Annotated in this window: 11 protein-coding genes; 2 read left to right on the forward strand and 9 right to left on the reverse strand. The window is 32.0% G+C overall.

Features of this window, described 5'->3' with window-relative positions; genetic code table 11:
- Positions 1-397: 397 nt before the first annotated feature.
- Genes CD135_RS11625 through CD135_RS11635 form a run of 3 tightly spaced genes read right to left on the reverse strand, consistent with a single transcriptional unit; the run spans position 398 to position 3,449 of the window.
- Entirely contained in the window at positions 398-1,060 is a 663-nt protein-coding gene (locus CD135_RS11625) for a potassium channel family protein (RefSeq protein ID WP_016999685.1), read from the reverse strand.
- Positions 1,061-1,086: 26 nt separating this feature from the next.
- Positions 1,087-2,103, reverse strand: coding sequence for a cytochrome d ubiquinol oxidase subunit II (locus CD135_RS11630; RefSeq protein WP_016999684.1), 1,017 nt, complete (start codon positions 2,101-2,103; stop codon positions 1,087-1,089).
- On the reverse strand, positions 2,103-3,449 hold the full coding sequence (locus CD135_RS11635) for a cytochrome ubiquinol oxidase subunit I (protein ID WP_103269511.1): 1,347 nt from the start codon (positions 3,447-3,449) through the stop codon (positions 2,103-2,105). The genes CD135_RS11630 and CD135_RS11635 overlap by 1 nt, the downstream gene beginning before the upstream one ends.
- A 184-nt stretch (positions 3,450-3,633) precedes the next feature.
- Here CD135_RS11635 and CD135_RS11640 point away from each other — a divergent pair, with 184 nt between their 5' ends.
- Together CD135_RS11640 and CD135_RS11645 are read left to right on the forward strand one after the other, a co-directional pair.
- Positions 3,634-3,867: a glutaredoxin family protein gene (locus CD135_RS11640; protein ID WP_016999682.1), complete on the forward strand. Its 234-nt coding sequence runs from the start codon at positions 3,634-3,636 to the stop codon at positions 3,865-3,867.
- Positions 3,864-4,625: a metallophosphoesterase gene (locus CD135_RS11645; RefSeq protein ID WP_016999681.1), complete on the forward strand. Its 762-nt coding sequence runs from the start codon at positions 3,864-3,866 to the stop codon at positions 4,623-4,625. Before CD135_RS11640 ends, CD135_RS11645 begins: the two co-directional genes overlap by 4 nt.
- 68 nt (positions 4,626-4,693) lie before the next feature.
- Here the strand turns inward: CD135_RS11645 and ptsP are convergent, their stop codons facing one another.
- The 6 genes from ptsP to CD135_RS11675 all read right to left on the reverse strand — a co-directional run bounded on the left by ptsP (position 4,694) and on the right by CD135_RS11675 (position 10,758).
- Positions 4,694-6,406, reverse strand: coding sequence for a phosphoenolpyruvate--protein phosphotransferase (gene ptsP / locus CD135_RS11650; protein ID WP_016999680.1), 1,713 nt, complete (start codon positions 6,404-6,406; stop codon positions 4,694-4,696).
- On the reverse strand, positions 6,406-6,672 hold the full coding sequence (locus CD135_RS11655) for a phosphocarrier protein HPr (protein ID WP_016999679.1): 267 nt from the start codon (positions 6,670-6,672) through the stop codon (positions 6,406-6,408). Before CD135_RS11655 ends, ptsP begins: the two co-directional genes overlap by 1 nt.
- Positions 6,673-6,806: 134 nt before the next feature.
- Positions 6,807-7,724 carry a pseudouridine-5'-phosphate glycosidase gene (locus tag CD135_RS11660; RefSeq protein ID WP_016999678.1) on the reverse strand — a complete coding sequence of 306 codons (918 nt, stop codon included), beginning with the start codon at positions 7,722-7,724 and terminating at the stop codon, positions 6,807-6,809.
- Positions 7,724-8,815, reverse strand: a complete 1,092-nt coding sequence (locus CD135_RS11665; RefSeq protein ID WP_103269512.1) for a carbohydrate kinase — start codon at positions 8,813-8,815, stop codon at positions 7,724-7,726. Before CD135_RS11665 ends, CD135_RS11660 begins: the two co-directional genes overlap by 1 nt.
- A 162-nt stretch (positions 8,816-8,977) precedes the next feature.
- A complete protein-coding gene (locus CD135_RS11670) occupies positions 8,978-9,517 on the reverse strand; it encodes a DUF697 domain-containing protein (RefSeq protein WP_064211306.1) in 540 nt (179 codons plus the stop codon).
- A 68-nt stretch (positions 9,518-9,585) separates the two neighbouring features.
- Positions 9,586-10,758: a class I SAM-dependent rRNA methyltransferase gene (locus CD135_RS11675; protein WP_103269513.1), complete on the reverse strand. Its 1,173-nt coding sequence runs from the start codon at positions 10,756-10,758 to the stop codon at positions 9,586-9,588.
- Positions 10,759-11,428: the final 670 nt, after the last annotated feature.

Below are 11,428 nucleotides of genomic sequence, written 5' to 3' on the forward strand. Positions count from 1 at the left end.
TCTGCTAAAAATCAAACAGATTTATTTTGTTAATACATTCTAAAAAACCAAAGGTTGATTACTTCTAAAGATATTACACATAAATATGGACTTGACTGAATAACATCGCGCTAACGGGCTTATTTATAATCACTAGCTCATTAGAAAATGTAACGAGCTTGTCTCAAATTTCTTGCTCGTTAGAGTAATGTATCATATGTGTTTAGGGTAAAATTTAAAAATAAGAGCCTAGGACAATTATTTATGTCCTAGGCTCTTATTTTTGTATTGGCAGTAGATGACTGGTATGAAAATGCGCTTATAACAAGTTTTTTTCATACCTAGTCACCCTTGCTGGGGTGGGACTACGAAATCTTTTTAATAAAATGAGATTTCTTTCCCACTCCCTTATTTTGTATTATTCATTTACTAATTTCTTTTCAAAACGATTTAAATCATTGTCGTGTCCGATAACAATTAAAATATCATTAAATTCAATACTTTCATTTGGATCTGGTGCTACAATAATATCTTTACCTCTTTTTACAGCTATTATATTAATGCCGTAATTAGCTCGGACATCCAATTCCAGTATAGAATTACCTGCAAGCTTTTCTCCTGCTTTTATTTCAACAATTGAATATTCATCCGATAACTCTAAATAATCTAATACAGATGCGCTTGCAACGTTATGTGCAATTCTTCTACCCATATCTCTTTCTGGATGTACTACGGTATCTGCACCAATTTTATTCAAAATTTTCGCATGATAATCATTTTGAGCTTTAGCTGTTACTTTCTTTACACCCAACTCTTTAAGAATTAACGTTGTTAAAGTACTTGCCTGTATATTCTCACCTATCGCTACAATGACATGATCAAAGTTACGTATACCTAAACTTTTCATAACCGCTTCGTCAGTTGTATCTGCTATAACAGCATGTGTGGCAATATCACTAAATTCATTCACTCTAGCTTCATCTGAGTCAATGGCCATTACATCCATATCTAGCGCGTTTAATTCTCTAACAATACTACCACCAAAACGCCCTAAGCCAATTACTACATATTCTTTACTCATGATACGCCTCCATACTTATCCTGAAATTATTTTTTACCTTTAACGTAATCTGCATCAAAGATAAACAATCTTAATAATAATATAAGCGATGGAACTAGTAAAAGTAAACCTAAAATAAATGCTATGACTAACATAAGCGCCATTTGTTCATTTACGACAGCTTTATCAATATTAATATATGGTTCAAGTATATAAGGTAATTTACTTAAGCCATATCCAAAGAATGCTGTTCCAAATTGTAACAGAATCATCGTAAATGCAAAACCATGCGCCTTTTTAAGATATATCAATACTACAGCAATAATGAAGAATACCATACTTAAAGCAAATAACCACCAATAATTTTCAATCGCATTGGTAAAGTGTCTTTCATTATGTTGTCTTAATGATAAGAAAACAAACTGACAAATAATAATCATTGGAAGTGCCCAAATTAAGAACCATTGTCTTAATAAATGATAAGCTTCAGTATCTTTAGCTTTATTAGCATAGTACGTTAAGAAACCTGATGAGATATAGAGTACTGAGATAATAGCTAAGAACACTACTGCCCAAGCATAAGGACTTAATAATAGTGTCATCCATTCTAAGTGAACACCACTTGATGTTTCTTTAATATATCCACCTTCAGCAATTGTTAAAATTGTCGATAATGATGCCGGAATAAGCAAACCAGTAGCACCATACAAGAACAACCATGATAATTTACTATCTTGTCCGTAGTTTTCAAATGCGTAGAAACTACCACGAATTGTTAATAATATTAGAGCTATACTTCCTGGTATCAATAATGTTGAACCAAAGTAGTAAGCTGAATCTGGGAAGAAGCCAACGATTCCTACAAAGAAGAATACGAAGAATACATTTGTAACTTCCCAAACAGGGTTTAAATATCTGGAGATCAATCCATTTATAATATGATCTTGTTTAGTTAATTTCGCATGGAAAGAAAAGAATCCTGCCCCGAAATCAATTGCACCGATAACAATGTAGCCATATAAGAAGAGCCAAAGTACTGTGACACCTATGTGTTGATAATCCATTATACTTCACCCCTTCTTTCTATAACTTTATTTACATCATCTGTTGCTTTACTGTGACTAAACATTCTGATTAATACATAACTTGATGAAATACCGAGTACTAAATAAAGTATAGCAAAAGCAATAAACACTAGACTTAAACCATCAGCGTTTGTAGCAGCTTGTGCCACTTTTAAATAGCCCCTTAAAATCCATGGTTGTCTACCCATTTCTGCTAAGAACCATCCACATTCAATCGCTAGCATTGCTAATGGTCCAGTTAGCACAGTTAAGTATAATAATGGTTTGTTAAATTGCGACCATTTTTCCGTCCATTTTAAAACAACAAACAGTGCTGATACAACAAAACAATAAACTCCAAAGAATACCATTAAGTCAAAGAAGTAATGTATAATGAGTGGTGGTGTTTCATCACTCTTAAAGTCATTTAAACCTTTCACTTCTGTATTAAAGTTATTATCAGATAAGAAACTTAAAGCACCAGGAATTTTAATAGCGCCTTTAACTTCTTGACTCTTCTCATCTACATAACCAAATAATACTAAATCGGCCTTGGATTCACTTTCAAAGTGCCATTCCATAGCTGCTAATTTTTCAGGTTGTTCATCATGTAAAAATTTAGCTGATAAATCCCCTGCAAGCATTGATAATAAACTCGCAACCAAACCAACTATCATTGTTAATTTAAGTGCTTTTTTATGATATTCTCTATCATCGATGAATTTATTTTTAATAAGTCTATAAGCTGCTATACTTGCTAAAATAAATGCGGCAGTCATAAACGCTGTTGCTACAACGTGAAATGAACGTACTCCAAATGAAGCGTTAAACATAGCTGCAACTGGATCAATATTCATCAATTTACCGTTGATAAAATCAAATCCTCCAGGCGTATTCATGAAAGAGTTCACTGATGTAATGAAAAACGCTGAGAATGTCCCACCTATAATAACTGGTAAGTTAATTAAAAAGTGTGTCCATCTTCCTTTAAATCTATCCCAAGTGTACAAATAAATACTTAAGAAAATTGCTTCAAAGAAAAATGCAAATGTTTCCATAAATAATGGAAGGGCAATAACTTGTCCACCTAACTGCATAAATGATGGCCATAATAATGATAATTGTAGCCCGATAATTGTTCCCGTAACTACACCGACTGCTACAGTTATTGTGTAACCTTTTGACCATCGTTTAGCCATTGCAATATACATAGGATTATTTTTCTTAATCCCTATGAATTCTGCGATAGCAAACATTAGCGGTATACCTACACCTATCGTTGCAAATATAATATGAAAACCTAATGTCATTGCAGTTAGTAAACGACTTACAACTACTGCATCCATAATATTCCTCCATTCAACGTATGTGATTTATATCACAATTTAAATTCATTATACAACAAATTATTACTTAATAAAATCTAAAAGTTTTAACAAATCATGACAAATTCATGTCATCATTATGCTAATCCGTTGAATAAGCTAACAAATCATTATAATATGACTATATAAAGTAGAGGTGAATTCAATGAAAAACGTCATAATTTATACACAAGATCAATGCCCACCTTGTCAATTTGTAAAACAGTACTTTGATCAAAATGAAATTGACTATACAGAAAAAAATATTAAAAACTCAAAATACAAATCAGAACTTATCGACTTAGATAGTTTTTCGACTCCAACTGTTTTAATTGATGATAAAGTATTCTACCAAGTAGATATTGAATCATTTAATAAAGCACTAGGTATAACACAATGAAAATAAATTTCCCTACTTCTGATATAGTAACGCTCAAGCACACATTTTACACTGAACTCAAATCTAACTTAAAAATTGTCCATATAACAGATTTGCATATTGGTTATTACTCTGGCTTAGAATCATTACACCAACTTGTAATCAAAATTAATAATATGCAACCTGATATCATATGTTTAACTGGTGATTGCTTTGATGATATCGGCAAAATTAAATTTGACCCTTATCTAGTTATACCTTTATTCATAACCCTTAAATCAAAATATGGCAAATTTTTTGTTCCAGGAAACCATGACTATGGTTCCAATAGTATCAGTACTGTTATAAAAATCATGAAACTTTCAGGGTTTAATGTTTTATTAAATGAAACACAAGTAGTCAAAACCTGTGCTGGCAATCTTTCTATTTACGGCATTGATGATTTATGTTTCGGTCAACCAAATTTTAGTAACTCATTTTATGACAAAGATGATTATATTGATTTTAGAGTTTGCTTAATGCATGAACCTGATAAAGTTCGATTACTCAACCCAAATATAAATCTCGTTTTATCTGGCCACACCCATGGTGGACAAATACGACTTCCTGTATTCGGTGCGTTGCATACACCTGCACTCGGTAAGAAATACAAGCAAGGTCTATATCAAATTAGACATAGGCAATATCTTTATGTTAATAAAGGGATTGGTATGACTAGGTTACCGATTAGAGTATTTTGCAATCCTGAAATTGCTATATTTTATTTAAAAGGTAAATAATTTTTATAAAAAAGAGGGATTTCTTAATAATTAAGAAATCCCTCTTTATATATAAAATTAAACTCAATTTATGCTAATTCATTAACTAATTCTACAACTTCTTCAGAAGTCGCACAGTTAATAGCTCTATTAGCTAATTCTTGCATTTCTTTTTGGTCTAATTCTTTTATTTGTTTTCTAGCTTTTAAGATACTTGTTGCGCTCATAGAGAACTCATCTAGACCTAATCCAAGTAATAATGGAACAGCTGTGTTATCGCCAGCCATTTCACCACACATACCAGTCCATTTACCTTCTTTATGTGAAGCTTCAATTACTTGCTTAATTAAGCGAAGAATTGCTGGGTTATATGGTTGGTATAAATACGAAACGCGTTCTGACATACGGTCAGCAGCCATAGTATATTGAATTAAATCATTAGTTCCGATACTAAAGAAATCTACTTCTTTAGCAAAGATGTCAGCTAATGCTGCAGTTGCTGGTATTTCTACCATGATACCTACTTCGATATCATCATCAACTTTAACACCTTCAGAAACTAATTTTTCTTTCTCTTCAAGTAAGATTGCTTTAGCATCTCTGAATTCTTGGATAGTTGCAATCATTGGGAACATGATGTTTAACTTTCCATATTCAGATGCACGTAATAATGCTCTTAATTGTGTTCTAAATATATCTGTTTGATCTAAACATAGGCGAATAGCTCTGTATCCTAAGAATGGATTCATTTCTTTAGGCAAGTTTAAATAAGATAATTCTTTATCTCCACCAATGTCTAAAGTACGCACGACAACACGTTTGCCATCCATTTCTTTTAATACTTTGCTATATGCTTCAAATTGTTCATCTTCTGAAGGCATATTGTCTCTTCCCATGTATAAGAATTCAGTACGATATAAGCCGATACCTTGTGCACCGTTATTTTTAACACCTTCTAAATCATTCGGTGTTCCAATATTAGCAGCAAGTTCAACATGAACACCATCTTTAGAAACTGAATCATCATTTACTAGCTTAGCAAGCTCTTGTTTTTCAGCAAAAAAGTCTTTTTGCTTTTGTTCATAAGCAAGAACTTCATCTTCGCTAGGATCAATGATTACGTCTCCAGTTAATCCGTCAATGATTAAGCTATCACCATGTTTAACACGGTCAGTTATATCTTTTGTACCTACTACTGCAGGTATTTCTAAAGAACGACTCATAATTGCAGAGTGCGAAGTTCTTCCACCAATATTTGTAGCAAAACCTTTAACAAACTCTTTGTTAAGTTGTGCTGTATCAGATGGTGTTAAATCTTCCCCTACAATAATAACGCTTTCATTAATCATACTAGGATTTGGTAATTCTACTCCTAAAATATGAGCTAATATACGTTTAGATACGTCTCGTATATCTGCAGCGCGCTCTTTCATATACTCATTATCCATATTTTCAAAAATACTAATGAAATTATTAGATACTTCTTGTAATGCAGTTGGAGCGTTCACTTTATTATTGCGTATATTTTCTTCAATTGGATTTAATAACTCTGGATCTTCTAACACTAATAAATGTGCATCGAAAATTGCAGCTTTATCAGCACCAAGTTGCTTTTCAGCATTATTACGAATTTGAGTTAGTTCAACTTTTGATTGATTCACAGCAGCTTTAAACTTTTCAACTTCGCCGTCTACATCGCTGATATTTTCACTTGAAAATGATAAATCAGGTTCAACTAGTAAATAAGCTTTACTAATAGCTACACCATCAGATGCAGCTATACCTTTTAATATTTCAGACATTATTTTGTTAAACCTTCTTTAGATAATACGTCTGTAATAGCTTCGATCGCTTCTTTCTCATCACTACCCTCAGCGTAGATAGTAATTTCAGCGTCTTTACCAACACCAAGGCTCATTACACCCATGATTGATTTTAAGTTAACTTTTTTAGCGTTATATTCTAATTGAACATCTGAATCAAATTTAGATGCAGTTTGAACTAACATAGTAGCTGGTCTTGCATGAATACCCGTTTCGTCAATAATTACGTAAGATTTTTGTTCCATTTTATTGTCTCCTTCTAAAGCCATTATTTAATTTGTATAAAATCAAATTTTATCTATACGAATAAAGAATATCAAAAAAATAGATACAATTCAATCAAATTACATAAGTATGCAACATTTTGGTGCATTTATTATTAATCTGACAAGTTTGCATATTCAACTGCAATTTGTGTACCAATTTTTGCGTTATGATAAACCAGTTTAATATTCGTTTCTAAAGATTTACCTTCAGATTGTTTAACAATTTCTCCTAATAAGAATGGCGTTGAGTCTTTACCATGAATACCTTGTTCTTCTGCTTTTTTAACTGCATTATCAATGATTCCATTAATAAATGATGGTTCTAATTGATCTTCTTCTGGTACCGGATTTGCTATAACAATGCCTGAATCTAAGCCTAAATCCCATTGAACTTCAGCTAATTTAGCAATTGTTTTTACATCATCAATTCTCGTGTTTAATTTCAATCCACTTTCACGAGTAAAGAATGCTGGTAATTCATCTGTTTGATAACCAACTACAGGTACACCTTTAGTTTCTAAGTACTCTAAAGTTTTATCTAAGTCTAAGATAGATTTAGCACCTGCACAAACTACTGCTACTTTCGTTTTTGATAGTTCATCTAAGTCAGCTGAAATATCCATCGTTTGTTCAGCACCTTTATGAACCCCACCAATACCACCTGTTACGAAGAATTGGATGTCAGCTAATTGTGCACAAATCATAGTTGAAGCAACAGTCGTTGCACCAATTCTCTTAGTTGCAAGTATTTCAGCAATGTCTCTTCTTGATACTTTTGCTACGTCATCAGCACTTGCTAGTAATTCTAATTCTTCATCATTTAAACCGACTTTAATAGTGCCATCTATAATAGCGATTGTTGCTGGTACACCGCCGTTATCTCTTACAATTTGTTCTACCTTTTTAGCCATGTCCACGTTTTGAGGATAAGGCATGCCGTGTGAAATAATTGTAGATTCTAAAGCAATAATTGCTTTACCTTCCTTTTTAGCTTGTTCTACTTCTTCTGAAAATTGAATATAGTTTTCCATTATAATTCCTCCATGTCTTTTATAAGTTGTTTCTCATGTAAATCTTGTCTAACTGTAAATGGTGTTTGAATAGTTTTTGCTGCATTTGCTTTAGCAAGTTTAACAATTTGTTCTATGTCATAGGACGTAAGCCAACCGTAAATCAAAGCTGATGTAAATGCATCTCCTGCCCCAGTTACATCTACTACTTGTTTAACTGGTGTTACACTAAATTCTAAAATACCTTCCTGTCCTTCATAAAAGATTTGTTCTTTACCAGAAGTGACAATGATATTTTTTGCACCTTGTTTGCTAATTTCAGAAATATAAGATTTTAACTGTTCATCAGTTTCTGCTTTTTTACCAACATAAGCTTCTACTTCATCTTTATTCATAATAATCCAATCTACTGCATGTAAATTATGTGGTAAATGGTTCATTTTCGGCCCTGAAACAGCAATGATGATAAGTTTGATACCTTTCTTTTCAGCATAAGCACATAGAAATTCTAATGTTTCTCTCGGACAATTTAAATCAACAATCATACATTTAGCTTTATTAAGCAAATATGTGTTTTTTATCATAAATTCAGGTGTGATTTTATCATATACAGACATATCAGCTAGACCTAAAGTCATGTCGCCATCTTGATCTAACAAAGCTGTATAACTACCTGTTGCTTCACTCGAAATATTTTCAGCGTAATCAACATTCATAAATGGAGATGACAAATCAGAAATATGTTGCCATTCTGCATCATTTCCAGCAGTTGTTAACAACAATACGTCTTCACCTATACGTCCTAGATTTTCAGCGACGTTTCTTGCAACACCACCTATTGACGTTTCTGATGTTACAGGATTAGAAGTACCTTGAATTAATTGCTCAGTAATATGGAATTTACGATCAATGTTAGCACCACCTATACAAACAATTGGATTTTGTTCGTTTAAGACGTAAGCTTTCCCTTGAACATATTCCTTCTTAACTAAGCCAGAAATGATATTTGCAACTGCTGGCCTTGATAAGCCAACTTTCTCTGACAATTCTTGTTGAGAAATAAACGGGTTTTCTTTGATTAAATTTAAAATTAATCTTTCATTCTCGTTCAAAATTTTCACCTCACAAACATTTGTTTGTTTTACAAACTTTAGTTCACAATTAGAGTTATAAACCGTTTTCATTCATAATGCAAACGTTAACTTAAATGTAATTTATTTTACAAAAAAGACTGCCAACTCGTCTTAAAGACTTGTTGACAGTCACAGGATTAATTATGATGGACGTAAAAAATCATTTATGACTTTCTCACATTTTTTAATGTGATCTTCGCCCATTTTTTTCATTAAATAGTAACTTATTGAACCAGCTACTGCTTGTCCAACAAGAGGTACCCATCTAGATTGCTTCGCAGCTTCTCTTTTTACAACCGATTTAAAAAATACTTTAACCATAGCATTCGTTACTTTTTGACCTATGAATTGACTACCTTTCATAGCTGCTGAAGTTAAAACTTTTTGTTTTAAATCATCTTGCATTTTATTGACTTGCTTATGGCTCAATCCGTAAATCTTATTAATATCTTCTATGATGTCTCCCATTAATTTTATATCCATACCTACGCCTAAACCAGGTATCGGCACAACATTAGCTGCAGATGACATTAATGATTTTTTTTGAACGAGATCTTGAGCTCTTTTTCTTCGTTCCAATAATTCAGTTTCTGTTGTTGGTAATTCAGAACGTTTTTTTATTTCTTCAATACCTAACGCTTTATTTCCAGCTTTTGAAGTGATTTTGTTTATAATTCCCATTTTAATCATTCTCCTCACAGTTCATTATTAATTTAATGAATAGTAAAATATACCTTTTTTCGAAAAATTTAACCATTTATCTGTACAAAAACAACTTTCAAGTACTTACTTGGTTTATAATGAGGGTGCGTTTTGAAGTCTTTAGGTAACCCCATCACATCGGAAATTGTATAATCTAGCTCTAATAAATCCAACGTTTGATTTATCATTTTTTTAAATGCTTTTTGCGGAAACGCACTTGAATTTGTACTTAATACTAAAGTACCTGTTTCATTAAGTAATGAAGCAGCACCTTCAATTAGTTCAGGATAGTTTTTTTGTACACTAAAAGTCTTTTTCTTATTACGAGCAAAACTTGGTGGATCAATGACAATAACATCATAGCTTAAACCATGTCTTAAAGCGTATTTAAAGTAATCAAAAACATCCATAATAAATATATGGTTATTATTTAAATCCATGGCGTTTAATCCAAAGTTTCCTTCAGTTAATGTTCTAGCTCGATTTGCCAAATCAACACTTGTTGTACTTTTAGCATTTTCACTTGCTGCAACTGAAAATGCACCAGTGTAACTAAATAAGTTCAGTATATCTTTATCTTCGCTATAATGGTCGCGTATTTTTTTTCGTACTTCTTTTTGATCTAGGAAAATGCCAGTCATTGGTCCGTCATCTAAATTCACATTATAAAATAGATGATTCTCTTCAATTACATAAGGAAATTCTGGCGCGTCACCTTCTACGAAATCAGAAGATGTTTCCATTCCTTTAAATCTCCTTTTTTCAAAGATAGATTTATATTCGAAAACTTCTTGAATAGCTGGCAAAATTCTATCTTTCAAACGATAAATACCGACTGAGTACCATTGTAATAACAAATGCCCATCGTAGTTATCAATTGTTAATCCACCAATTCCGTCACCTTCAGCATTAAATAACCTATAAGCATTAATGCCATCTACATTTTCAAAATATTCACGTTCTTGAATTGCTTGTTTAAATAACTTAACGAAAAACTTGTGGTCTATTTTTTCAGTGGAATCTAAAGATAATACCCAACCTATACCTTTGTTTTGCTCACCATAATAAGCAGTAGCGATAAAGTTTTTCCCAGCATCTACTAAAGCTACTAATTCACCTTCATCCATACTTGGCATTTCAAAAATGTCATCTTTGTCGACTAATGGATATCCTCTAAAATATTTATCTTCTTTACCATTTTTAAGCATAATTTGTTTCATTGTTTTTGGCCATCCTTTCGAAATGTCTCACATATTATAACGTAAAATAGCCAAAGACACCAAAAAAAACAGAGTATCCCCCTTTAGAATACTCTGTTAACCGAATTTTATTAATCAAAATTTCCCCCAGAAAGTTTTGATCCCCTTGTATGTAAACGCTTACTAAATTTAGTATAAATCATTAGATTATTCCGTGCAATACATTTTTAGAATTAATTCTATAAAAATATTTACTTATTACAACTTCCCTTATATAAATTTCTAATAATGTACCAATTGATAATCTATAAAATACTTTGTCTTCCAAATTGTTAATCCAATAAAGGTGCGTGTGCTTGGATTATTGCAGTAGTTAATCCAATAAAAGGTGTTCTACTTGGATTATTGAGGTGGTTAATCCAATAAAAGGTGCTCTACTTGGATTATTAAAGGAGTTAATCCAATAAAAAGTGGTCTACTTGGATTATTGTCGGAGTTAATCCAACAAAAGGTGTTCTACTTGGATTATTGAGGTGGTTAATCCAATAAAAGGTGCTCTACTTGGATTATTAAAGGAGTTAATCCAATAAAAAGAGTCAAGTCCATATTTATGTGTAATATCTTTAGAAGTAATCAACCATTGGTTTTTTAGAATGTATTAACAAAATAAATCTGTTTGATTTTTAGCAGA

Source organism: Mammaliicoccus lentus, from assembly GCF_002902755.1.
In the GTDB taxonomy this organism is placed as follows: Bacteria; Bacillota; Bacilli; order Staphylococcales; family Staphylococcaceae; genus Mammaliicoccus; species Mammaliicoccus lentus.

Bases quoted from the DNA above. Each gene is read 5' to 3' on its own strand.
- CD135_RS11640 (WP_016999682.1), top strand. From the start codon at position 3,634: ATGAAAAACGTCATAATTTATACACAAGATCAATGCCCACCTTGTCAA.
- CD135_RS11670 (WP_064211306.1), bottom strand. From the start codon at position 9,517: ATGGGAATTATAAACAAAATCACTTCAAAAGCTGGAAATAAAGCGTTA.
- CD135_RS11630 (WP_016999684.1), bottom strand. From the start codon at position 2,103: ATGGATTATCAACACATAGGTGTCACAGTACTTTGGCTCTTCTTATAT.
- ptsP (WP_016999680.1), bottom strand. From the start codon at position 6,406: ATGTCTGAAATATTAAAAGGTATAGCTGCATCTGATGGTGTAGCTATT.
- CD135_RS11635 (WP_103269511.1), bottom strand. From the start codon at position 3,449: ATGGATGCAGTAGTTGTAAGTCGTTTACTAACTGCAATGACATTAGGT.
- CD135_RS11675 (WP_103269513.1), bottom strand. From the start codon at position 10,758: ATGAAACAAATTATGCTTAAAAATGGTAAAGAAGATAAATATTTTAGA.
- CD135_RS11655 (WP_016999679.1), bottom strand. From the start codon at position 6,672: ATGGAACAAAAATCTTACGTAATTATTGACGAAACGGGTATTCATGCA.
- CD135_RS11645 (WP_016999681.1), top strand. From the start codon at position 3,864: ATGAAAATAAATTTCCCTACTTCTGATATAGTAACGCTCAAGCACACA.
- CD135_RS11625 (WP_016999685.1), bottom strand. From the start codon at position 1,060: ATGAGTAAAGAATATGTAGTAATTGGCTTAGGGCGTTTTGGTGGTAGT.
- CD135_RS11660 (WP_016999678.1), bottom strand. From the start codon at position 7,724: ATGGAAAACTATATTCAATTTTCAGAAGAAGTAGAACAAGCTAAAAAG.